Genomic DNA, 23,347 nt, shown 5'->3' with positions numbered 1-23,347 from the left:
TCTGAGTCCGTAAGAAATTCACAAATGATGCGAGGATTGCTATATAATTAAAGCATTAAGATTTCTTTCTCATCCTTTTGTTGGAAGCTCTTTTAGGCAGTCGCTTAATTTCAGTTTCGCCTCCGGGAAATTCTACTTCTTCTCTAATTTCTAGCTCTACACTTTTAACATCGCTTCCGGTACTTTCTTCCTCTTCATCGCTTCCCTCATAATCCGGTAAATTTTCTATTAACTGCACGTCCAACCCACCATTTTGACTCGGCAATTGTGCGATTTCGTGAATAATTTCAGCTTCTCCAATCTCCTGCTCAATTTCCGCCGCCGTTAAATCTTCCTCCGTAGCAGGAAAGTTATCAATTTCTTGATTAATTTTATTTTCTATTATTTCTTTCTCTACTAGCTGCATAGATAACTGCTGGTTTTCCCTGGACAATTCCTCAACCTTAGTCGCAAGCATTCTAAGCTGTTCGTTGAGAACGCGAATTTCTCGGTTTTGCTGCTGAATCATTTCTTCGGCATCAGCAATAGTTCGATTTCTCTCTAATATCACCTCATTTTTAGTTTCTAATTCCAAAGCGCTCATAGCTGCTTTAATTACATTATAAAAATGCGGCTTAGATACATCAACTTGTTTAGCATTATGGCGACTTTTCCCCAAAAGTCCCATCTTCTCACCTTGCTTAACAGCCAAGACAAAACCTTGATGATTTTTTATTTTTAATTCTTTGACAAAATCCACTTGAACTAAACTGCAAATATATTTGTGACAGTCAAAATAAAATTCTGCTTTCATCAAAAAGCACCCCTTTCTGCTACAGTCCCGCAGAATTATAGCACGAACAGAGTTTTTGCGGTAAATAAAAAGAAATAAATAATCGATAGCCCATTTTGGTCAAAACTAAATTTCATCATCCACAACATCTTCCGGCAACTCTACCACACCCGCAATCAACTTCCAACAAGGGTCATCTCCCTGCCAATCATCGGGCCGCCAAGGCATACTTAAACTCACTGTTACCAAACAAGCTTTTTGCGGTCGATAGCCCAACTCTAACTTTCTAATACACACCGGATCGGTAATTGTTGCGCTCAGTTTTTGACCATGCTGCGTGATAATAGATCCTTTCCATTTATTACCACCTTCCTTTCTTTTAATTGGCTCGTTTACCGTAAATCTTACTGCTTTGACTAATTGCAAAGTTAGGCGATCGGACATTAGCAAAGACTGCATATATTCCACCGTAACATATCGCAAATCGTTGTGCAAAATATATTCTTGACTATTGCAATATTTCAGTAAATATGCTGGCTGAACTTTCGCTACTTGCCGCCATTCTCCCGGTAAAACCGAAAGATTTTCACACGCAAAGCCAAAGTCCGGCCCCGTCTTGGCCAGAGGGATTTCTAGAACATCTAACAACGCGGGTTCAAGTCTATTTATCTGCAGCATTTCTTTAGGAATTCGGCCATCTGGTAAGTCGGAAACAGGACGCACCCACTTACCTTGAAGTTCATTAATTCCGGCGATGCACCTGTCGCCGTTTTTCCAGGAATTAGCGAGACAAATTATTTGAGCCATTCGATTTTAGATTTTAGATTTTAGATTTTAGATTCATCCCACAATAATATAGTATTTTCACTAAATCAAAGATGATTAATTGTGACATTTTTCCACTTCTCGCTGAGATATTCAGCAACTAAGCGGCGGTGACAATTATGAGGTTTTGGTTCGCTACAAAGCAGACACCCGCCGTCTAAAAGATCTGATGAAACCTTGTGTTCAATTTGTCGATCGCCCATTAAGCCCAAAAACTTCTGTTCATAAACATCCCAATCTTCCTTTTTCTTTTTATAATCATCCAAAATATCTTGAGTCGGCGCTAAATCCAGCACATGAACATACTCAATATTACCAATGGTTCGCAGAAAATATTCTAAATCTTTCCGCTTAGCAAAACCTGCTAACTGTGATACATTATTTAGCCGTGTATCGATCACCCTGCGGACTCCCGCTTGCATCAAAATCCCAAAAAACTCCTCCGCACTTTTTTGAGTAAAACCAATTGTAAATAAATTAATTGCTTTCTTTGCTGACATAAGCAATTTCCCATCCGTGACGATAATAAGCTGTTTCTAAATCAACTATTTCCTGTTTAACTTGAGGCTCTAATTCAAACAAGCTTAATTGAATGGGTTCATCACTTTTTTTGCTTTTGTTAAACTTGCTCAAAAGTCTTTCTTCTAAATGCTGGTGCGATTCTAAATTACCGTCTGACAGAATATGATTAATCTGCAAGTTAAAATCTTTCAACTTGTGGCAGACTAAAATAGTCCGATGACAAGTGATCGGGTCTTTTTCCGCACACATTAAACTGATTTTATAATTGGCTGCGCCTTTGAGCAAGCGCTGAATTCCTGCTGAAAATAGAGGAGTTGCTGCTATGCGATCGTATAACGCTTTACCGCTAGTATCGTAACAGCTTAAATCCTCTGGCCTCGCGCCCAACTCTTTGCCTAAAAAAACATATTGAATGCCGACACTTGACAGAGAAGCTTTAATTTCGGATTTATTAAAATGAGGTAAATAGCGGCTAAAAGGATGCGATCGCACGTCCGCAACCGCCGTAATTCCGTGTTGGCGCAGCAGCAAAACAAACGCTTCCATACTCAGATTGGAGTGTCCGATCGTAAATAATTCCATTGCTTCGATCTTACTATTCAGTTCGCCTGCGCGAAGGAGAGTTTTTGCGGCCCGATGGTTTCAACCTGTAGACTTCAACCTGTGGGTTTTTTCACCAACTTTTGAATCACAAGTTGGACAGCCAGCAGCATCAAACCCAAAGATGCAAAAGCAAAAACACCCGCGCCCAAAGCCACAATCCCCATGACTAAAGTTCGCACAGCCGCGCCAATATTAATCGCAGTCACATTGTCAGAATGAATGGGCGAATTTGCAAAAGTTTGGACGATCGACAAAGTTAGTGCGTACAAAGCCGCCGCAAACCCGCCGGCGATCAGCGAACCAATCACGCACCGCAAAATCGTCGGCTGCGTGGAAGATGCAGAGGTTGCATCTCCAGCCGAACTCAGAGGCTTAGAAGTAGAATTTGGATTAGTTAAATCAGTCATTGCGATTTTAGATTTTAGATTTTAGATTTTAGATTTTTGGTTAATTTACCAAAACTAAAATCTCTGTTGAATGACATTTTATCAGTTCTTCGATCTCCATACACTCTGCGAAAAGTTAGATTCATCTTGACCCATAGCCTGTTACACAGGTTTAACGGGCGATCGCACCCTCTTGGAGTTACACCCTCGAAATCGGCGGTTTCGTCTCGTTTCCCCCCGAAAAAATCTGAATTCCAGTATTGCTAAACTGTGCTACCCAAAAATCCAAATCTGGAGAAGCGATCGCAATTTTAACCCGTTCCATAACTTGCTGAGCCTGCTCTGAAGACTCGGCCAGCGCAAACACCGTCGGCCCGGAACCCGACATCATCGTTCCCAAAGCCCCCGCCGACTCAAAAGCCTGCCGCAACTGCAACACCTGCGGGTACACGGGCAAAGCAACTTTTTCTAAATCGTTGTGTAGCAATTGACCAATTTTCGATCGATCTTTTTGGGCGATCGCCCCCACCATCGGGCCCGAATGCAACCGTTCCCGGCGACACCCCAAATCTTCCGCTGCACAATAGGAACTACTGAACTGCTGGCGATAAGTTTGATACGACCATGCCGTAGAAATACTGAGATTGCGATACTTCGCCAACACCACAGAAAAGCCCGCCAAATCAGGCAGAGGCGACAGTTTATCTCCGCGACCAGTTGCCAAGGCCGTACCTCCCGCAATGCAAAAGGGCACATCCGAACCCAAAGTTCCCCCCAACTCTTGCAACTCCGACTGAGTAAGTCCCAATTGCCACAGCAAATCCATCCCGACTAAAACCGCAGCCGCATTTGCAGAACCGCCTGCGAGTCCCGCCGCCACCGGAATCTGCTTGTGAATCGCAATCTCGACTCCGCCATATTTCGCCAAAGCATCGGGGAATTGCTTCGCCAACAAATCCGCCGCCCGGTAGGCCAGGTTATTCTTATCAGGAGGGACTTGCGGGTGATCGCAGCGCACGCGAATCGTGTCCGTACCGATCGCGCGCAAGTCAATTCGATCGGCTAAATCTATGCTTTGAAGTACCATCGCCAGTTCGTGATATCCGTCGGGGCGATCGCCTATGATTTCCAAATACAGATTGATTTTTGCTGAAGCTAACAGAGAATATGAACGCATAAATGATTAAGCCGCAGGTGAAAGAAACCCCTGGTTGCAATTAATTGACACCAGTCCGAGTCCATTTTCTCACAACTCAAAGGAAATATTATGCAGGAAATGTGGAAAAGTTTTTTTAGTTCAGGGTCATTTATTCCTCACGGTCACTGCTATCTCTGGCAGACCCCGTTAGTCTGGCTTCACCTGGCCTCAGATTCGATCATTGCACTAGCATATTTCTCTATCCCGATTACACTGATTTATTTTATTTCCAAACGCGAAGATTTGCCCTTTGACTGGATCTTTACCATGTTTGGAGCCTTTATCGTCGCCTGTGGCATCACTCACATATTTGAAGTCTGGACGCTTTGGCATCCCACCTATTGGCTTTCAGGAACAATGAAAGCAATTACCGCCCTTATTTCATTTGCTACAGCCATACTTTTGGTAGACTTAATGCCTCAAGCCCTAGCACTTCCCAGTCCCGCCCAGTTAGAATCCGCCAACCGACTCCTAGAAGCTGAAATTGTCGAGCGCCAATTAGCCGAAGCTGCACTACAAAAAGCTAAAGAAGAATTAGAAATTCGAGTTGAAGAACGCACCGCCGAGTTAAAGTCTCAAACTCAACATTTAGAATTTGCCAACCGACTCCTAGCATCGGAAATTGTCGAGCGCCAATTAGCCGAAGCTGCACTACAAAAAGCTAAAGAAGAATTAGAAATTCGAGTTGAAAAACGCACCGCCGAGTTAAAGTCTCAAACTCAACAGCTCGAACAAGCCTTGTCTGAATTGAAGCAGGCTCAATCCAAGCTAATTCATAGCGAAAAAATGTCATCTTTGGGGCAATTGGTCGCTGGGGTTGCTCATGAAATCAACAATCCCATTAACTTTATTTACGGCAATGTTACTTACGTTCGCGAGTATACCGAGAGTTTGCTAGACGTGCTCAATATTTATCAAGAGCAGTATCCAAATCCCTTACCCCCAGTCAAAGAAAAACTCAACTCTGTAGATTTAGATTTTCTCATATCTGACCTGCCAGAAATATTACTTTCTCTGAAAAACGGCGCCGAGCGCATTCTCGGTATTGTCAAGTCGCTGCGAATTTTTGCTCGCCATGACGAAGCAGAAATGAAATTAGCCGATATTCATGAAGGAATTGACAGTACACTGATGATTTTGCAAAGTCGATTGAATGCTCAGCCAGGTTTGTCGAGCATTCAAGTTATCAAAGAATATGGCAATATACCGAAAATAGAGTGCTATCCCGGACAGCTAAATCAAGTGTTTATGAATATCCTGGCTAATGCTATTGATGCTTTAGAAGAAGACAGTCACAGCGAGTCGATTGCAGCCAATCAAGCTAATCCCCGCCTTATCAAAATTTCTACCAAACTTTTAGACAGTGAAATGGTAGAAATCAGAATTAGCAACAACGGCCCCGAAATAACAGAATCGGTGATAAAGCACTTATTTAATCCCTTTTTTACCACTAAACCAGTAGGGAAAGGCATAGGGTTGGGTTTATCCATCGGCTATCAAATTATCACCGTAAGACATCTAGGCGAATTGCAGTGTATTTCTGCACCGGGGAAAGGTACGGAATTTATTATTAAAATTCCCATGAGGCTGAAATACACCTTGAAAAATGCACAAAAAACCTAAATTTAACTGCCCAAAATTCCCGGTTCCGTGGCACTAGACATCGGATAATTACTCCCGATTCAACATTATTTAATGTAAATTTATGGCTGTATCAAACTTCGTTTTGCACCGACATACTTTGAGATAAAAAACTATATCGAGTCCTGTGGATGCTCGGTAAACAAGCTGCTTATATTCAGGACTCAGAGTCTTTATTCAATAGCTACAGGACTGAATACGTAACTAAAAATTATTAAGATTTAGCTGACTGGACATAATATTATTACTCAAACTTACCCATTGAGCCACGCTTAAATCTTCTGCGCGAGATTGAGGATTTACCTGTAACTCTTCTAGCAGTTGAACCAGTTTATCTAAATCCACAGCTCCTTTCAAATTATTTCGCAGCATTTTGCGCTTGCTACCAAATCCCAACTTAACTAAATTCTCCAAATAGCGCGGATTAACCGCCGCAGTTTCTATCTGTCTGGGAAGCAGCCGCACCACGGCGGAATCGACTTTTGGCGGCGGAAAAAAGTCTTTAGACGGCACATCGCAAATTAACTCGCATTCTGCTAAATACTGCACCCGCACCGACAAAGCGCCAAAAGCTGTCGAACCAGGTTTAGCGTAAAGCCTTTGGGCCACTTCTTTCTGCACTAAGAGCACGATCGAATCGAAGGGTTTAGCAGCAGGAACAGATATTGTTCCCAGCAGTTTTTGCAGAATCGGGCCGGTGATATTATAGGGAATGTTGGCAACAACTTTATTCGGATTTTGGAATTTGGGAAAGGCCGTTAATTCAGCCTCTAAGTCCATTTCCAAGATGTCGCCTTGCAGCAGTAAAAAATTGTCGGTTTTGCCGAGTTGTTTGGCTAGCTTGAGACACAAATCTCGATCGATCTCCACAGCAACAACAGACTCAGCCGCAGGCAGCAAACGCCGAGTCAAAATCCCCGTACCCGGCCCAATTTCCAGGACGCGATCGCGATCCAAAGAAGCCGCTTTCACAATCTTATCTAAGGCTTTCTCGCTTTTGAGCCAATGTTGAGCAAACTGTTTCCGGGGTCTGGTCGATCGCATTTTTTGAATTTTTGGAGAAATCTTAGCCTGTCATTCTATCACAGCTCAATATTTTTTCCTAACCTAGGGTCATGTTTATTTTTGTTAACAAGGGTTGAATTAACCAAAAAACATGGGCACTATAAAAAATAAACGATAAAAAATAAATTAATTTATTCCCAATTACCAATTCCCCACAAATGAAATTCCAACGAGTATTTGGTACATTACCCAAAACCACAGCCAGCGCCCCCGGCAGAGTAAACCTGCTGGGCGAACACACAGACTACAACGATGGATTTGTACTTCCAACTGCGATTCCCCAGCGCACAACAGTACAAATCGGATTCAGCAGCGACGATCGACACCATTTTTATTCAGCAGAATATGACGAACTCATAAATTATTCAGACGACGATACCATACCGCAAAAATTCGTCAGTTATATCTGTGGCTGCTTGAGACTTTTAGAAAAAGAAGGATACAAAGTACCGCCAATAAATCTCTACATTACCTCGACTGTGCCGATCGGAGCCGGTTTGTCCAGCAGCGCCGCTTTAGAAATAGCAACCCTCCGAGGCCTGCGCGCGCTGCTGAACATCCCCCTAGACGACGTGCGGCTAGCTCAAATCGGACAGCAAGTCGAAATCCGATATGCCGGCTTGAACTGTGGCATCATGGATCAAATGGCGTCGAGTTTAGCAGACACCAACACCATGCTATTGATCGACACCCGCAGCCTCGAATGCCGCCCAATATCTTTTCCCACAAACACAGAAATTTTAATAATTGACAGTGGCGAAAGCCACGAACTCGCAGCAGGAAGCGGCTACAACCAGCGACGCGCCGAGTGCGAGGAATCCGCGCGCATATTGGGAGTTAAAGCTCTCAGGGATATCGCCGATCCCCAAGCTGTCGAAGTATTGCCGGAACCCCTCAGAAGACGAGCGCGGCACGTGGTTACTGAAAACAACCGGGTACTCGAAGCGATAAAATCTTTGCCAGCAGAGCGTTTTGGCGAGTTAATGAATGCTTCCCATGCCAGTCAGCGCGACGACTACGAAGTTTCGGTGCCGGCAGTAGATGCGCTGGCGGCCATCTTGCAGTCAATTCCCGGAGTCTTCGGCGCAAGGCTGACGGGCGGAGGTTTTGGCGGTGCTTGCGTAGCGCTTGTGGAGAGTGGGAAAGCGGGTGCGATCGCATCCGAGGCGATGGATCGCTACCAGCGCACGGGTTATACCGGCCGCGTTTTGGTTCCAGAAGTTAATGTTACTTCTTAACTCCAGAACTATCTCCCGACAGGGAAGGCCACCGCACAGTCACGATTACCGAATCCTCCTCGGCAGACCAATAATGAGGCACTCCCGGCAGCCACAGAGCATAATCTCCTTCGCGAGAAAGCAAGATTTCTTGCTCTGGAAATTGCAGGCGAAACCGCCCTTTTACCAGGATAGAAAGCGTCGTGGCTTCCGCATTTACCGCCCACTGAGTCCTACAATCTCCGGCGGGGTGAGTGCCCCATTTTACCTCTAAAACAGAAGTCGATCGCGGGTCATCTTCAGGCGTCATAAAATGACCCGCAAACCAACCGCCCCGACTTGCATCTTCAGCGCCGGCATTTCCGAAAATCACTTGAGATGACATCAGCTAATCAGGTAAACAACAAAGATGGTTAGATCTGACATCTTGCACCATTCTCAAGAACAAGCAAGATGCCTGTTCCACAATAAGATTGATCTCTTGTGGAACAGGCATCTTGCCTGTTCCTAAACAACTAATTGATATTGGTGCAATATCTCAGTTAGAGCTGACACCTTGCCCCATTTTCAATAACCTTTTTATGGGCGGGCAGGATGCCCACCCCACAAGAAATTCACTCTTTGTGGAATAGGCATCTTGCCTGTTCTGGAGAATAGTGCTCTGGGCGTGAGTTAAATCGGGGGGAGTAATCTAACTTATTACTTGCGGCCCGAAGGTTGACCTTCCGTACTCGCTATTTCCCCAGCTTCCATCAACTGCTTAAAGCGACGCAAATCATTGGCAATTTGCTGTTCGGGAGCTTCGCCAAAGAGTTTAGCAGCACCAGCACCAATTGCACCGCCCGGAGGATTGTATTCGATGACAACTTTTACCTCTGTACCGCGCCCTGCAGATGCCGGTTGAAAGCGCACAAAACCCGAATTGTCAATATCAGATCCTTCAACAGACGCCCAAGCAATTAAGCGATTTTCTTCTTCGCGGACAATCTCTGCATCCCATTCCACACTATTGCCCATCGGCGCGCTGGCAATCCAGTGAGAACGGTTTTCATCGATGACAGTAACGTGTTTCAGATGCTTCATAAACCGAGGCAAATTTTCAAAATTGCGCCATAAACGGTACAATTCATCAGCCGGTTTGTCGATCGTCACTGTCTTTTCAACTTTAATGCTTTGATTAGGGTCGGTAGCCGACTGCAAACTCTCCACAACCCCCAGTCCGCGAGCCGCTAAACCGCCGCCCGCAGCCGCCAGCAAAGCACCTCTCAAAGAACGCTGCGACAAACCAAAAAGCACCAGCGCCCCGCCGCCAATTAAAGATGCCCAGCGTTCGGTATCGCCGCTGCTACTTTGGTTTTGTTTGTCGGAATTTGTCATTGAACTAGATTCCATTGGTTTAAACTTGGTAAATTAATAGCGAAAAATAGCGGCTAAAGGCGCCTCGTCCGGTACTTGTTCCGGCGGCATCGCGTAAACAGTTCCACCGTTGAGAATAGTTTGAATTGCTGCCGCATTCAACAAATCTTCGTCGCCCAATTCTGCATCTGGGTGGATTTGCACCGAGTTCGTATCGGGATTAAAACTACCCCACTTCTGAACGCCAAGAGCAACAAATAGTCGATCGACCCGTCCAAAATAAGCAGCCGAAACAGCTTCTTTCAAGTCAGCAGAAATTTTATCGCTTCCTGTCAGATCGTGGTATTGTGCGATCGCCTCTGACTGAGCCTGCAAAAATAAAGGTTCCACCAGCGGCAAAGCTTCGGCCCGCAACTCTTCCGGCTTGAGAAGTTTCTGATTGCCTGTAATTCCCTCTTCAAATAAATGCGGGTAGGTATTGGCTTCTCGGTAAAGCGGGAGCAAATATTCAACTCCAGCTAACACTAAAGGAGCTTTTTTATTACGCAAATATTTGTGCAGCGCCGCATCGATTATGTGGAAATACTGCAATATTTCCTGCTGGGGCTCATCTCGATCCGGACTTCCTTGGCCGTGAAAACTTCCCGGCTGCTGAAAAGAATTATTAGTGCCTCCTTTTGAAGTAGCAATCCGAAACTGACCATCTTTAGCTGTCGGGTCATATTGCAGAGCCTCCTCAAGGCTTTTCGGCAAGTTTTCAACTTCAACTTCCCGAGCACTGTAAGCCGTACACTCAATCAGCCTCACTTCCTTCTGACTGAGAGCTAAAACATAAAATAAATTATTTCCTGTCAGCATAGGCATCAGCGGTTTGACGTGAAAATTGTCGCTTACAACCACTAATTCCTCAAAATTCACCGGACAGCTATAGTACCGGAAAAATCCTGAACCCACAAAAATCGCCAGCAGGTTGCTTTGATTTTCCCAAAAGTTTTCCTGGTCAATTTCTGCTCGGACTGGATCTAGCAATTCCCCAGCTTCTTTTTTGTCAAATCCGTACTCTACTATTTTGTCTTCAGCCTCTCTGATTAAATTTTTGAACCGAATCGGGTTTTGTTGAATTTCTGTTCCTTGAGCGACTGGCATATAAATAGAGACGCACAATCCAGAAGATTGTTGTACCAGCGCTTTGAGTTCCTCTACAGATATTAAGTTCACCGCTGAAACTCCTTTGCTAAGGGGTTTTGTAATAAAAACAATCGATTGTTTAAAATGTATCTCTCCTGACATGGCCCCTGCGTCTGCCTAAAGTAATGATCGCCTGCTGTAGAGCCTTTCATCCCCAAACTAAAACGGGGTTTGCAGCCGCTGTTCCAATCGAAGTGCTTATGACCTAAGATAGACGCGCCTAACTCGGGCGTTACTTTACCATAATTTAATTTAGCCGGGTTCAAATACTCGTTATATATAATAATGAAAACAAAAATTTTTCTGGGGTTGCTCTGGGCAACATTTATTGCCTACACCTTACTGCTAGCTCCTCTCGATCAGCCCGGAACGCTAACAGTTATGGAAAAAATGCTCAAGTTGCAGCTAGAAGGAATTAACCCCTACCTTGTCACCATATTCGCTCTCATGGGAGTGTGGCCGATGGTCTACGCTTGCCTCTTATTCATTGATGAGAAAACCCAAAATATATCCGCTTGGCCTGCTTTCATCGCTTCCAATGGCGCGGGCATCATCGGCTTAATTCCCTATTTACTCCTCCGCCAGCCTCAGCCACAATTTTCCGATCGCAAAGATATGTTGATCAAAATATCAGACTCCCGCTGGACAGGCATTCTACTTTTACTAACTACTATCTGGCTGTTAGCTTGGGCTTGGTTAAATGGAGATTGGGGAGATTATGTCAAGCAGTGGCAGTCAATTCCTTTTGTGCATTTAATAACTTGGGATTGTTGCTTGATGGCTGTAATATTTCCCTCACTTTTGGGAGACGACATGGCACGCCGTGGACTCGCGGACGATCGCATTTTTTGGGCAGTGTCTCTAGTTCCGCTGTTAGGGCCGCTAACTTATCTTTGTCTACGCCCCCCTCTGCCAGAATCTGCAACTGAAATCGCCACTTTCCCACTGACAGCCAGAAATTGAAACATTGAAAAGTTTGCTAGTGTTCAAGATGTGATGATATAGGAGTAAAGTTTATTTCCTTCTCGTCTCCTCATGCCTGCCTTTCCAACCTGTGCCTCTTCCCGAACCGTCAAAAATGGTCGCATCCACAACGGTAAACAGCGATTTAGCGGAGTTTTGCTCGGTACGAGTTGCGGCAGTTGCGGGAGGGTTTGAGCAAGAGTATTCGGAATTTGGAGCGGAATGCGGAGGCTTATACGGGTGAACTCGTCGCCTCTGGCGTACCTAAAGACCACATTGTTCTTGCTTTCCATCCACCCGAAGTCCGACAGCCTACTGGATATGCGCTCGCATAGCTTCTCCTCTTGACCAAGATTTTAGACAATCGCTGGCGATCGCCATTTACTCAGAAAACGAGTAAAGGGGCAAGCTTTGTTATATAAAGCTTAACCCCTCTAACTCGCGCCAGGGATAGGATTAATAGGGCAAAGAGTTTTAATGCCGAGGCCCGACAGTCGATAGATTCAACCCGCTATCATAGATGTCGTCAGCAATCTGAAGTCCAAGCGGAATACCACCAATATGCTGACCGAGGTCGGGATTGCCTGCACAATCTGTAGCAAAAGCATCAAATACCCAATGCACTCCTAAAAAGACACGACTGATGCCATTTTCGATAATCATTTGCCACAGCCCACCAGGGAAACTGCGAACGTGTTTGGGTCGGACAGTTCCCTTATTGTCTCGGCTAATGCCATTTAACTCATCAGAGACGAAGGTAATCCCATCAAACAAGCAGTCATCGCTGTGGCTAGTTACGCCATAAAACCGTCGGGTAATATGCAACGCGGCTGCACCGAACGTAGCGTGTCCAGAAGGATAGGCTGGAAAAGGTGGCGTAAAGTTTTTCCCGGTGGAATTCGTATTCGGTGCCCCTAGTGGTAACCAAAAGGGGTCAGCATCCTCAGAGAGGACGTTATTGCCAGTAGCCGCTGGGCCTAATGAGGGCTCGTCTTCCCGAATGCCGACGACAGGTCGCCATAAATCGTGAATGTATTTCTGATCCCAGGCTAAAATACCCGCATCTCCCATTGCAGCATTCACTAGCGCAAAAAGACGAGCATTTTGATCGACAGTATTATTCTGAGCGATCGCCACGGCACGGACAATCTGGTTGTACAACCGAGGGGGTGTCCCTAACTCAACAGCGCCATCATAGCCCCAGTAGATGCCGATGAGTGTTTCATTTGCAGTTCGAGGAGAAATATCTGCAGGCAAAGTTCCCATCAATTCAGGTGCAATCCCTTTCCCGCGCACCTGTCTCAGGGCGTTGATATACTCAGGACTTTCTAGCTGAGGTGGAGCATCTAACTCATGACGGTTAGTGATAGCAAAACCTCTTGATTGTGCGCCATAGAAGGGCGCATGAAAACCTTGATTGCTATTATCTGGATCGGGACGGTGTGCGCCACGAGCCACTGATGCAGCATAGCCATTATCGCTAGCGCTAGGATCGTCCTGCCGCTTCTCTAAGATTTTTTGAGCTACCAAAAGACCAAATTCATGACCTTCTTGTAGGCCGTCTCCTTCTAAACCTGCTTGAGTATGTTTCAGATTAAAAAAGGATTTTTGACTGGGATACAAGCTAGACAATGTAGCGTGGGCAGCGGCGGCTACCGCAGCATTGGCTGAGGCATTGGGTTTCGGACTAGGTAAGTTAGGAAGATAAGGAGATAAGTTAACTGGAACGACTGGATTACCCTGTACCCGTGCATAAGCGTCATACATAGCTAAGTGAACGATCGCCAAAGCGCGAGAACTTAGAGTGGGGCCTGGTTGCTCTTTCTTTCCGTTAGTAAAACTAACGCGATTGGCTTCGAGTGCGACTTCATTCCAATACAGAATTGGGTCCATTGTTTCTCCTAGTAATAGTTAAGTATGGCTGCTTACAAACGCCCAAACGGTAATGTGTTGGGCTATAATAAGGGGGATTTTGCTAATTTTAGTGGTCGCTAATTTCAGCTTGAGTTCACCCTTACCTTCAGTTAGTAAATCTAGCTGACGAGTTTTCCTCAGTGCGCTCATTCTCACTAAAGTTTGAGGCAATTGCCTAGTCACTTTTTCTAGTTACCTCAAATGAGTGTCACTCGTTTGAGTGACATCGCAACTTTGCCCAAAATTTGCAGATTTTGCTGAACTAATACGGCAACCAGCCAGGGAAAATAAGTAATAATTTGGAGCGAAACATTTTCCTAGGGTGTGTAGAATTCGCTGCCGATCGAGCGATCGCAACTTGCATCGTATAGGAGAGATATAGAGGGAGCCTAAACAAAAAAGAAGAAGCTGGGCAATTGCTGCGGTCAGAACCTGGTTTTTGGGCGATCGTACAAACTCTGATAATCTTGCCAAGTCGCAGGTAAGCGTATTACAGAACCCGCAGCCCATTGAATTTTTTATAGTGAGATGAGGGCAAGCATGGTCTAAGCTCGCTTTTGCAGCCATTGATTTTAATGATAGATCGTGAGGCATTGAGTGCGATCGAATTTGAGCCTTGCCAATTGCTCGATTTGATTCTCGACTATTTCAATCTGTGCGCTTTATCTAATCGGTGTTTCACCAGGTATTTCACCCTCAAGAATTGTCTCTTCAAGATTCGCCCCTTCAAGATTCGCCCGTTGAAGCTCCGCCCGTTGAAGATTCGCCCCTTGAAGATTCGCCTCTATAAGCTTCGCCTCTATAAGATTCGCCCCTTGAAGATTCGCCCCTTCAAGATTCGCCCCTTGAAGATTCGCCCCTTGAAGATTCGCCCCTTCAAGATTCGCCCCTTGAAGATTCGCCCCTTCAAGATTCGCCCCTTCAAGATTCGCCCATTGAAGATCCGCCCCTTGAAGATTCGCCCGTTGAAGATTCGCCCCTTGAAGATTCGCCCGTTGAAGATTCACATCTTGAAGATTTGCACGAATAAAATTCGCATATAAAAGTTGTGAGCCTTGAAGATTTGACCCCCTAAAATCCGCCTGATAAAAATCTCTCATATACAAACTACATTCTGATATATCTAAATAGCTCAGGCAATAAAAAGACATGGGATTTGAGGGTCCTGTTCTTTGCCCTTGGAGTCTTGCTAGTAATATTCCAAAAGCGTCATGAGAAGGAAAATTAATTTCTGATACCTCTTTAGTTAAACGATTGAAAACACCTAAAATAGCCAATAAACTATCTTCTGAATTGCGGGCTTGTCGATTCTCTTCCTGAAAGTTAGGTCTGGGGTCTAGGCGTTCCATTGGCATTCCATGCCGCAGCATGAACCCAATTAGATGACAGAAGGTCTGCTGCCATTTAGCAACATCAGAGGAATCTTGCAGATACTCCAACCCCACTTCATCTAGAACAAATTTGAATAGATATTCATCCATTGCAGATGAGCCACAGAGAATTGCCCAACGTTGTAGCGCCTCGCGTTCGTCCCAGCCTTCATCCGGATCTGTCTGGCGGTCTTCTAACTTTTTGTGAATCAGCCGCACCTCTCGCACAATCCGTTTTGCCGTCAGATATTCACCAAAGCTTTTGTGGGTAAATTCAAAAGTCTTTTCCCCAGAGTTATCGTTCCCACTTTGACGGAAGTAGAAAGCAGTAAATAAGCGCGTTACGCTAGCTTTATAATCCTCTTGGAAGCCTGTTTGAAAACGTGTTAACAAATCTTTCATCCGACTCTTATCACAGTGGCTTTCAATCTCTTTGACAGTAGTAGTTCGTCCATTACCATGCCAGGAAGCTAAAGCAATTTCTTCGAGAAGCCGAACAAAATCTTTCTCCTCAATTCCTTTAATCGCAACGTGTTGATCGGCAGCCCAACCGCGTTCATAAATAGCTTTGAGTAAATCAGCATAGACCGCATTTAGGTTCGTTTCCTCCGAAAACTTCAGTGCACCTCGTTTCAGGCTAAGGGCAACTAGGTAATTAAGCAGGGGTTGAGCCGTAATCTCGGTCAGATTTCCTTGGTTTAGCTCTGGCGGTAAACCAGTATAGCCACTTCCACTTGGTTTACCGTAGCGCTGCCACCAAAGCTGTCGTTGGTCTTGCTGTAGTAACTTTTTGGTATCGACATAGTGCTGCTTGCGGTCATGTTCGGGTAAAAAGTAAGGAAGAACATAGAAAATTTGCCCTTCTTTACGGAAGGCAGGTTCATTTGCCTGTACAACAACTTCCCGACCACTGATCAACACCTGCACACAAGTTTTGTGCTGGTTAAATCGCTCTACCTTGCGCTGTACCTCTCCCACAAAGTCTTGAGCCGTTTTCTCAGCAATCTTGCCCTGCATGGCTAGTTCATCCAAGCCATCAAAAATAATCAGCAGGCGCTCTTCCCGATGCTCTGCATCCAAAGGATTGTCGGGCAAAATACGATCGAACTTGACGAATTTTCCAACCGCATCAATCAGATCGTCTGATGGCTCAAAGTGATGTAAGGGAATAAACAAAACTCGAATATTTCCTTTCTCGGCCACCTTTGCAGCAAACATTTTGGTTAAAGAAGATTTGCCACTACCGGGGCCACCGCTAATCAGTCGAATAGCATCATCTCGTTTTGCTTTACTTAACCAGTCTTCTAATTCTGCTTCCAACTCAACCACAACTCGTTCAAATTGTCTGCTGCTTCCAATCCTCTCTTCTAGGTCTTCATCTTTCTGCTTTTCTACTTTGCGGTTATAGTAAGCCCGAAGCGGCACAAATACTTGCTTCAAACTGAAAGCTTCCCCAAACATAGGTTCTTCTACCTGTTTTTGCAGCCACGTTGAATAGCGCAACCATGCTTGTAACCGTTCATTGGCTTGAGTAAACGGAGTATCCAGCTTTTCTTGAAGTACCGCATAGTCTTTTGGGCGGCTACCCCATTCCTCATGAAGTGCCGCCGCGAAATACAGCACTTCCGGATGTTATGAGGTACAATAGAATCGACTAAAAATAATATACCAATGAAAGCATACTCAGTAGATTTGCGATCCAAAATAGTAGCAGCCCATGTCGAGCAGAAGCTGTCGATCAGAAAAACAGCAGAAATATTTGCCTGCAGTAAAAGCTTAGTTCAAAAACTTGTCAAGCAACAAAAAATAGAGGGGAATTTACAGCCTAAACCGAGGGGTAAACCCAGATTCAGTCATTTGAATAATGCGTCACAAGAGTTAAGAGAAATAGTGGTCACACATCCCGATGCAACTTTGGTAGAATTGTGTGAGTTGTTCGCCCAAAAGACAGGAAATTGGGTAGGCAGAACAGCCATGTGTAGCGCCTTACAGAAGTTGGGATTAAATCGTAAAAAAAAACAGTCAGGAGTAGCCAAGCAGGCACAGAAAGAGTGATGAAGTTAAGGTTAGACTATTGGGAAAAAGTCAAGGATATCGAGCCAAAAAATCTAGTATTTTTAGATGAGACTGGAGTATTGCTAGGTTTAACCAGAACTCATGCACGTTCGCAACGAGGAACTAGAGCCTATGCGGTCAAACCTTTTTATCGAGGCAAGAAAGTCACAGTAATTGGTGCAATTAGCCTCACGAAAGTAGTGGCATTAATGACCCTGGACAACTCGATGGATAGCAAAGCATTTGAGGTGTTTATCGAGAAATGTTTAGTGCCACAATTGTGGCCCGGAGCCGTAGTAGTGATGGATAACTTACCAGCGCATAAAGTAGATTCAATTACATCGATGATTGCCGTGGTGGGTGCTTCTATTTTATGTTTATCCCCATACTCTCCTGATTTTAATCCGATTGAATTATGGTGGTCGCAACTTAAATCTTTATTGCGACAGTTTTCACCAACCAGCACTAAAATGGTTGACACGATAATTGCTGTGGCTCTTGACTTAATTAATCCGAAACATCTCAAAAACTGGTTTACTAATTGCTGCTACTGTACCTCATAACATCCGGAAGTGCTGTAAATGGGTAGCCGCTGGCTGATTGCCTTTGCTTCTACCTCACTCAAGCCAGAATGTATTAGCCACTGGGTAAAAGCTGGTTGAATCACCCCAAGGATCTTATCTTTCTCAGGGTGTTCAAAAAACTTTTTATTGATTAATAAACTACTATTAGCTAAAGCGTCATTAATTTGAGTCTGCAATAATTTGAAATTAAACTTCTCCGATTCCAGCTCTGTTTTTTCGTCAACCAGGTTCTTCATTGCCTGGAACAACGAGCGGTAAACGAACAACCAGGCAATTTCTTCAGCACCTGCTGCTAAACCTAATGCACCCAGAGCATCAACTCCATCCGCTGCAAGGCTGTCCCACTTCCCAAAAGCAATGTCTACACCTACTTTGCCTAGTGCCTTAGAAAAATCCTTAAAGTTGACTTGGATCGATTTTTTCAATACCGGAACGGGCTTTTTGATTGAAAATCCCGACTCATTATTCATATTTTATTCCGTTTTTTAATTACTAGAAAATCTATGACCCATATACAAGCTATAAGCCAAACCCAAATCCAGTGGTAGAAAAACTCAAAAAATTGAAGGCTCAAAAGCTGGCGATACTTCCTTAGCTTACTTCATTTATCGCCCTAAACTCACACCGCGAGATAATTCCTCGATCGCAATTTTCAGCTCAATACTCTGTAAAGTATTATTTGTGCATTAGGCGTAGGCAGGAAGTGGCTCATAAACGAGTTGCATGAGTTTTTCTGAAGGAACGGTTTCCATTGCATAGGTATTACCTTGAGCATCGGCGAAATCTACTAGATAAGCGCGATCGTCAAAGCTCATCAGAATAGTGCCAACTTGTCCGGGCCGGAGCAAAATTGGCTCAGAGGTGTCTTTATGGATTGCCTGAATTTCTTCGGTCAAGGCAACAACATCATACTCGTGTAACGTCATCACAATATCCTCAGTTATTGACAGGATAGGTATTCGCTCTTTTTTAACCGCAGATTAACGCAGATTAACGCAGATAGGAGAATGGCGTTCGCTATTTTACCCTAAACAAACAAAACCCGCTAGATGCGGGTTTTGTTTTAATAATTGCTATTTAACTAATTACTACATCACAACTGCACTAATCAAAGTTTGCACATTTTGTACAACAGCAGTAGTAAAATTATGAGTCACAGGCAAACTATCAACCACTATTCCGGCGCACAATAGCATCAGGTACAGAATAGAGTATTTAAAGAGCGATCGCGCAACCTTCTTATCCTCGGGAGTCTGCAACAGCAACCAAGCTTTTTGGGCAAAAATAGCACCGAGGAAAATAGCTGTTCCCGCATACACCGCGCCCGCTAAATGCAGGGGATAAACTAGCAGCAAAGTTGCAGGAATCATTAATAGCGTGTAAATCCAAATTTGGCGGGCTGTCTCTTCGTCGCCCTCAATTACGGGTAACATCGGGACGCCTACTTCCTTGTATTCGTCGCGAATCATCATTGCTAATGCCCAAAAATGCGGCGGTGTCCACAGGAATATAATCCCAAACAGCAGCCACGCACCCCAACTCAAATCTCCCGTCACCGCAGCCCACCCAACTAGCGGGGGAATCGCCCCTGCTGCACCGCCGATGACGATGTTTTGCACGCTGTGACGCTTCAGCCAGTGGGTGTAAATTAGGACGTAGAAAACGATGCCTGACATTGCTAGCAATGCGGCTAATAAGTTGGCAACAACTGTCAGCAATGTAAAGGATATTGTAGCTAGGGCGATCGCAAATATCAAAGCATCGCGCTTCTTGACACGCCCGGAAGGAATCGGCCGCCACCGGGTGCGCTCCATAATATAATCGATGTCGCTGTCGTAAACACAATTAATCGTATTCGCCGACGCAGAAGCTAAAGCGCCTCCGGTAATAGTTGATACCAGCAATAGCGGATCGACTTCTCCTTTGGCGGCCATCCACATTCCTGCTGAGGTAGTGATTAGCAGCAGTAAAATAATTCTGGGTTTTGTTAGTTGATAGTAACTTTTCACCACTTGCGAAAAGTTTTCGTGGAGGCGGGGGCTGTCGTTGGTAAGGATTTCTTGCATCGGTTGTAAGCTGTTAGTAATTATTTGCGAATTCGTCATTAGGTTGTATGGGCGGGTTTTCCGATAAATATTTGCTGTAGCTACAAGGATTAATAAACCCGCCCCATCTTACTCTCAAGAGGTAGGGTGCGTCAGAACAGTAAAACCTGTTGAAGTCGAAATAATCAATGTCTGACGCACCCTACTTGGCTTTAGTCTTATCTCTCAAGCTGATAAAACTCGATCGCGCCAAGCTAAAACACTAAAAGCTATCAGGGTTCCCAGCAAAGCAGCACCGACTGCTTGGTGGGCGACTGTCAGCGGTTCTACCTGAAGGTGCAACCGGAAAGTTGCTAATCCCAGAACTAATTGAGCAATGAGGCAAACACTCGCCCAATTAGCCAGTTTTCGCAATTTTGGACTCAGTGCAGGCTGTCGCCAAGCCAGGACTGCTAAGGCTAAAGTCGCTGCTGTAGCTGGTACGATACCGGCGATGTGGCTGTTCATTACCGAGCACAATTCTGAGGAATCCAAACATTGGTGCAGCGCCCATCTAGAGCCTACTAATGCTCCTAGCAAACTTTGCAGGTAAACTAACAATGCTGCGATCGAACTTACCCAAGCCAATTTGCCGACATTTCCTGTAGCTTCGTAGGGAGTCAGCATGAAACCGATGACTAGCAGGGCGCCAAAAAATAGTAAAGCTGTTCCCAAGTGAGCGGTAACGATGTCAAATCTCAGCAGTTGTGTTACTGTCAAGCCGCCCAATACGCCCTGAAAAACGATTAAAAATAGTGCTCCGGCGCTCGCCCAAGGCAGCCATTTTGGCAGGCGGCTGCGGTAAAACAAAGATAGTCCTAAAAGTGCGATCGCACTTAAGCCGATCGCTGCTGCGTCCAACCGGTGAAACCATTCGAGAAATACCTGCAAATTCATTTGCGCTGCGGGTATTAATTGACCGTAGCACAGCGGCCAGTCGGGGCAAGCGAGCCCCGCATTCATGACTCGTGTGGCGCTGCCTACAGCCATTAACAGCCAGGTTGCGATCGCAATTTTCCACACTAGGCCGCGGATAATATCTTTTGGCTGCCACTGCACTCCTGCTGCTGCGTTTGGCTGATTTAAAACTGAGTTTGCCATGGAATTTACCTTAGCCTTTGTTATCGATCGAACTTAATTAAATATTGAGGTTTTGCTGTGACTGAGCTTAGCCTAGCTTAACACTCTTTTTCTCTGACAAACCGTCATTTTTACTACCTTAGCGACACTTTTATCCAATTAGTTTGTCTTTATATTTTTTTCAACTTTCTTCTTTATATTACAAAAGATGTCATTTATTTTGTGAAACTTAAAAAAACTTTAATCTTTCCCCGCTCCGGGATAATTAAGAACTCCCCCACTGTCGAGATTTCACGGAATAATAAAGAGATAATTAAGAAAAAGAATTTAGATGATGATTGTGATATGAGCTGCTCAAAAGTGTGTACAAAAAACTAAACAACATCAAAAAACCTATAAACTATGATTTCCAACAAACTATATTGAGCTGATTGTTCTACCCTAGTAGGAAGTATGACGGCACATAAAATGGCAGTCAACAAGTTAAGCAAGCTAGAAGCCAGCGACTCTTAACTCCAGGCTTCGTAGCCGCGAGCAAGGAGTTAAAGGATGGAAAAAAACAAGAGAAATGCCAGCTTCCCTGCAGGCCCTAGTAGGCTGCGTAGCGATCGCACCCCCACCGATTGCAGACTCAGGAGACGCGGTTCCTGAAACAGCACCAGCAATCACCCCAGAAATGGCTCCCACCCCCAGCAGCGCCAAATACGGCAAAGAAGCCAAACTCTCAGAGACGGGACAATCCGCAGGTATCACAGTCAACCTCAGTGGGATCTAAGCTGCTACACAGCTAGATTCTATAATATCAAGATCAAATAAATTAACAACTGCTAAAATATAGGTATATGTCAGCCCCCAATCATCTATCTAAAGTATGAAAATTAGCATAATTCTACATAAATTATTAAATGAAAGAGAACTTGTTATTAAATGCTTTACATCCCATACATTGCTCGTTGCCGAACTTCCTTCCTTCTTTGAATCTAAAACCTAAAATCTAAAATTCAGCAGCCATGTCCCAAAAAAATGAAACCGCTATTCTGCTATTATCGCTCCTAATTACGCTCGGGCTAGCCGGTGCAGGTATTTGGTGGCTAGTAAGCCAAGGCGGCATCAATCTCGGAGGTTCATCGCCCCAAAATCAGACATTTCCCAAATCTTCGACAGGGAATTCGCCGCAATCAGACCAGGCAATTGGGCAGCGTCTGAGTGCTGGCCAAAAACTGTTACTTCCAGAGCAAGCCACAACAACCAAACAAGCAGCAGTACAGGCGATCGCATCTGGCAACTATAACGCAGCTATTTCCGACTTAGAAGCTTCGCTGAAAACCAATCGCAACGATCCAGAAGCACTAATTTACCTCAACAACGCCCGCATCGGCAATCAAAAATCCTACACAATTGCCACTGCGGTTCCCATTGGCGGCGATCTCAATGCTGCTCTAGAAATTATGCGGGGCGTAGCTCAAGCTCAAAATGAAATCAACCAAAGTGGAGGCATTAGCGGCACTCCATTAAAAGTGCTAATTGCTAACGATGACAACAACCCAGAAATGGCTGCACAAATTGCCAGTGCTTTAGCAAATAACTCGGAAATTTTAGGAGTAATCGGGCATTTTGCTTCAGATACAACGCTAGCAGCCAGCAAGATTTATCAGCAAAAACAATTAGTAGCAATTTCTCCGACAAGTACGTCTGTGCAGATCTCAGGAGTTGGCAACAATATATTTCGGACAGTGCCGAGCGATCGGTTTGCGGCTAATGCTCTTTCCCGCTATATGGTGGGAAAATTGCAAAAGCAAAAAGCTGCTGTATTTTTCAATTCTGCCAGCAGTTACAGCAAATCTTTAAAAGATGAATTTACTACTGCTATTTACGGAGATGGAGGACAAATAGTAGGCGAATTTGACTTTGCTAATGGCGCTTTTAATGCTGCCGAGAGCGTTAAAAGTGCGATCGCCCAAGGAGCCGAAGTGATTCTGTTAGCATCCGATTCAGCCACGCTCGACCAAGCTTTGCAAGTAGTGCAAGTAAACGCCAAACGCCTGCCATTACTAGCAGGAGACGATGCTTATAGTGCTAAAACACTGCAAATCGGTGGCGCAGGAGCAACCGATATGGTGCTGGCTGTTCCTTGGCACATTCTCGCAGATCCACAGTCAAACTTTCGCGAAACATCCAAACAACTTTGGAATGCGGAAGTAAGTTGGCGCACAGCTTTAGCCTACGACGCGACGATCGCCTTAATTGTCGGTTTAGGGCGCAATCCGACTCGTACAGGCATTCAACAAACTTTATCGGCGTCCGATTTTTCGGCAAATGGAGCATCCGGCCCGATTCGGTTTTTACCTTCGGGCGATCGCAATCGAGCAGTTCAATTAGTAACTGTTAAACCGGGAAATCGCACGAGTTACGGTTACGAGTTTGTGCCGATTAATTAAAAAACAAGTTCGGGTCATTTGTCTATGTAAAATTTACCATTGTTCCTTGGCGGGGGCAGCTTGATGGGATTGTTTCTTGGCGCGAT

Annotated in this window: 25 protein-coding genes; 9 read left to right on the top strand and 16 right to left on the bottom strand. The window is 44.8% G+C overall.

Features of this window, described 5'->3' with window-relative positions:
* Positions 1–55 precede the first annotated feature (55 nt).
* The 6 genes from D0A37_RS11420 to ispE all read right to left on the bottom strand — a co-directional run bounded on the left by D0A37_RS11420 (position 56) and on the right by ispE (position 4,285).
* Positions 56–793, bottom strand: a complete 738-nt coding sequence (locus tag D0A37_RS11420) for a hypothetical protein (RefSeq protein ID WP_242724279.1) — start codon at positions 791–793, stop codon at positions 56–58.
* Positions 794–898: 105 nt separating this feature from the next.
* Positions 899–1,579 carry a dual OB domain-containing protein gene (locus D0A37_RS11415; RefSeq protein ID WP_242724277.1) on the bottom strand — a complete coding sequence of 227 codons (681 nt, stop codon included), beginning with the start codon at positions 1,577–1,579 and terminating at the stop codon, positions 899–901.
* Positions 1,580–1,644: 65 nt separating this feature from the next.
* Entirely contained in the window at positions 1,645–2,097 is a 453-nt protein-coding gene (locus tag D0A37_RS11410; RefSeq protein ID WP_242724276.1) for a DUF488 domain-containing protein, read from the bottom strand.
* Positions 2,075–2,701 (bottom strand): DUF488 domain-containing protein, encoded by a 627-nt coding sequence (locus D0A37_RS11405; RefSeq protein ID WP_242724274.1) that lies wholly within the window; start codon positions 2,699–2,701, stop codon positions 2,075–2,077. The genes D0A37_RS11410 and D0A37_RS11405 overlap by 23 nt, the downstream gene beginning before the upstream one ends.
* Positions 2,702–2,775: 74 nt before the next feature.
* On the bottom strand, positions 2,776–3,129 hold the full coding sequence (locus D0A37_RS11400) for a DUF3082 domain-containing protein (protein WP_242724271.1): 354 nt from the start codon (positions 3,127–3,129) through the stop codon (positions 2,776–2,778).
* 178 nt (positions 3,130–3,307) lie between these two features.
* The gene (gene ispE / locus D0A37_RS11395) at positions 3,308–4,285 is read right to left on the bottom strand and encodes a 4-(cytidine 5'-diphospho)-2-C-methyl-D-erythritol kinase (protein WP_242724269.1); all 978 of its coding nucleotides are present in this window, start codon (positions 4,283–4,285) and stop codon (positions 3,308–3,310) included.
* Between the two features lie 90 nt (positions 4,286–4,375).
* Here ispE and D0A37_RS11390 point away from each other — a divergent pair, with 90 nt between their 5' ends.
* Positions 4,376–5,929 carry a sensor histidine kinase gene (locus D0A37_RS11390; RefSeq protein ID WP_242724254.1) on the top strand — a complete coding sequence of 518 codons (1,554 nt, stop codon included), beginning with the start codon at positions 4,376–4,378 and terminating at the stop codon, positions 5,927–5,929.
* A 222-nt stretch (positions 5,930–6,151) separates the two neighbouring features.
* Here the strand turns inward: D0A37_RS11390 and rsmA are convergent, their stop codons facing one another.
* Positions 6,152–6,991: a 16S rRNA (adenine(1518)-N(6)/adenine(1519)-N(6))-dimethyltransferase RsmA gene (rsmA, locus tag D0A37_RS11385; RefSeq protein ID WP_242724251.1), complete on the bottom strand. Its 840-nt coding sequence runs from the start codon at positions 6,989–6,991 to the stop codon at positions 6,152–6,154.
* Positions 6,992–7,170: 179 nt separating this feature from the next.
* Here rsmA and galK point away from each other — a divergent pair, with 179 nt between their 5' ends.
* The gene (galK, locus tag D0A37_RS11380) at positions 7,171–8,250 is read left to right on the top strand and encodes a galactokinase (protein WP_242724236.1); all 1,080 of its coding nucleotides are present in this window, start codon (positions 7,171–7,173) and stop codon (positions 8,248–8,250) included.
* Here galK and D0A37_RS11375 read toward each other — a convergent pair.
* Positions 8,240–8,614: a signal peptidase I gene (locus tag D0A37_RS11375; protein WP_242724228.1), complete on the bottom strand. Its 375-nt coding sequence runs from the start codon at positions 8,612–8,614 to the stop codon at positions 8,240–8,242. The genes galK and D0A37_RS11375 overlap by 11 nt on opposite strands.
* A gap of 112 nt (positions 8,615–8,726) precedes the next feature.
* On the opposite strand from D0A37_RS11375, the gene D0A37_RS28980 reads away from it, so the two are divergent.
* The gene (locus D0A37_RS28980) at positions 8,727–8,861 is read left to right on the top strand and encodes a hypothetical protein (RefSeq protein WP_278187186.1); all 135 of its coding nucleotides are present in this window, start codon (positions 8,727–8,729) and stop codon (positions 8,859–8,861) included.
* A gap of 67 nt (positions 8,862–8,928) precedes the next feature.
* On the opposite strand, the gene D0A37_RS11370 is transcribed toward D0A37_RS28980, so the two are convergent.
* Positions 8,929–9,621 (bottom strand): SRPBCC family protein, encoded by a 693-nt coding sequence (locus D0A37_RS11370; protein WP_242724225.1) that lies wholly within the window; start codon positions 9,619–9,621, stop codon positions 8,929–8,931.
* An 18-nt stretch (positions 9,622–9,639) separates the two neighbouring features.
* A complete protein-coding gene (locus D0A37_RS11365) occupies positions 9,640–10,803 on the bottom strand; it encodes a baeRF3 domain-containing protein (RefSeq protein ID WP_242724223.1) in 1,164 nt (387 codons plus the stop codon).
* A gap of 255 nt (positions 10,804–11,058) precedes the next feature.
* On the opposite strand from D0A37_RS11365, the gene D0A37_RS11360 reads away from it, so the two are divergent.
* Both D0A37_RS11360 and D0A37_RS11355 read left to right on the top strand, forming a co-directional pair.
* Positions 11,059–11,736 carry a DUF2834 domain-containing protein gene (locus tag D0A37_RS11360; protein WP_242724219.1) on the top strand — a complete coding sequence of 226 codons (678 nt, stop codon included), beginning with the start codon at positions 11,059–11,061 and terminating at the stop codon, positions 11,734–11,736.
* Positions 11,737–11,927: 191 nt separating this feature from the next.
* Positions 11,928–12,071 (top strand): element excision factor XisI family protein, encoded by a 144-nt coding sequence (locus tag D0A37_RS11355; RefSeq protein ID WP_445242520.1) that lies wholly within the window; start codon positions 11,928–11,930, stop codon positions 12,069–12,071.
* A 139-nt stretch (positions 12,072–12,210) separates the two neighbouring features.
* On the opposite strand, the gene D0A37_RS11350 is transcribed toward D0A37_RS11355, so the two are convergent.
* Both D0A37_RS11350 and D0A37_RS11345 read right to left on the bottom strand, forming a co-directional pair.
* On the bottom strand, positions 12,211–13,629 hold the full coding sequence (locus D0A37_RS11350; RefSeq protein ID WP_242724217.1) for a vanadium-dependent haloperoxidase: 1,419 nt from the start codon (positions 13,627–13,629) through the stop codon (positions 12,211–12,213).
* 683 nt (positions 13,630–14,312) lie between these two features.
* Entirely contained in the window at positions 14,313–16,643 is a 2,331-nt protein-coding gene (locus D0A37_RS11345) for a pentapeptide repeat-containing protein (protein WP_242724200.1), read from the bottom strand.
* A 48-nt stretch (positions 16,644–16,691) separates the two neighbouring features.
* Here D0A37_RS11345 and D0A37_RS11340 point away from each other — a divergent pair, with 48 nt between their 5' ends.
* Together D0A37_RS11340 and D0A37_RS11335 are read left to right on the top strand one after the other, a co-directional pair.
* Positions 16,692–17,075, top strand: a complete 384-nt coding sequence (locus tag D0A37_RS11340; RefSeq protein ID WP_242715925.1) for a helix-turn-helix domain-containing protein — start codon at positions 16,692–16,694, stop codon at positions 17,073–17,075.
* On the top strand, positions 17,075–17,638 hold the full coding sequence (locus D0A37_RS11335; protein ID WP_242715923.1) for an IS630 family transposase: 564 nt from the start codon (positions 17,075–17,077) through the stop codon (positions 17,636–17,638). The genes D0A37_RS11340 and D0A37_RS11335 overlap by 1 nt, the downstream gene beginning before the upstream one ends.
* Here the strand turns inward: D0A37_RS11335 and D0A37_RS11330 are convergent.
* The 4 genes from D0A37_RS11330 to D0A37_RS11315 all read right to left on the bottom strand — a co-directional run bounded on the left by D0A37_RS11330 (position 17,623) and on the right by D0A37_RS11315 (position 20,844).
* A complete protein-coding gene (locus tag D0A37_RS11330; RefSeq protein ID WP_242724195.1) occupies positions 17,623–18,129 on the bottom strand; it encodes a hypothetical protein in 507 nt (168 codons plus the stop codon). The two genes, D0A37_RS11335 and D0A37_RS11330, sit on opposite strands and share 16 nt — an antisense overlap.
* Positions 18,130–18,345: 216 nt before the next feature.
* Positions 18,346–18,585: a DUF4926 domain-containing protein gene (locus D0A37_RS11325; RefSeq protein ID WP_242724193.1), complete on the bottom strand. Its 240-nt coding sequence runs from the start codon at positions 18,583–18,585 to the stop codon at positions 18,346–18,348.
* Positions 18,586–18,747: 162 nt separating this feature from the next.
* Positions 18,748–19,725: a heme o synthase gene (locus D0A37_RS11320; RefSeq protein ID WP_242725478.1), complete on the bottom strand. Its 978-nt coding sequence runs from the start codon at positions 19,723–19,725 to the stop codon at positions 18,748–18,750.
* 204 nt (positions 19,726–19,929) lie between these two features.
* The gene (locus D0A37_RS11315; protein WP_242724186.1) at positions 19,930–20,844 is read right to left on the bottom strand and encodes a COX15/CtaA family protein; all 915 of its coding nucleotides are present in this window, start codon (positions 20,842–20,844) and stop codon (positions 19,930–19,932) included.
* A gap of 547 nt (positions 20,845–21,391) precedes the next feature.
* On the opposite strand from D0A37_RS11315, the gene D0A37_RS11310 reads away from it, so the two are divergent.
* Positions 21,392–21,598: a hypothetical protein gene (locus D0A37_RS11310; RefSeq protein WP_242724180.1), complete on the top strand. Its 207-nt coding sequence runs from the start codon at positions 21,392–21,394 to the stop codon at positions 21,596–21,598.
* 235 nt (positions 21,599–21,833) lie between these two features.
* Positions 21,834–23,261 (top strand): ABC transporter substrate-binding protein, encoded by a 1,428-nt coding sequence (locus D0A37_RS11305; RefSeq protein ID WP_242724177.1) that lies wholly within the window; start codon positions 21,834–21,836, stop codon positions 23,259–23,261.
* Positions 23,262–23,347 lie beyond the last annotated feature (86 nt).

Origin of the sequence: Microcoleus vaginatus HSN003, from assembly GCF_022701255.1 — a bacterium.
Taxonomy (GTDB): domain Bacteria; phylum Cyanobacteriota; class Cyanobacteriia; order Cyanobacteriales; family Microcoleaceae; genus Microcoleus; species Microcoleus vaginatus_B.
This window is presented reverse-complemented; position numbering and strand designations above follow the sequence as displayed.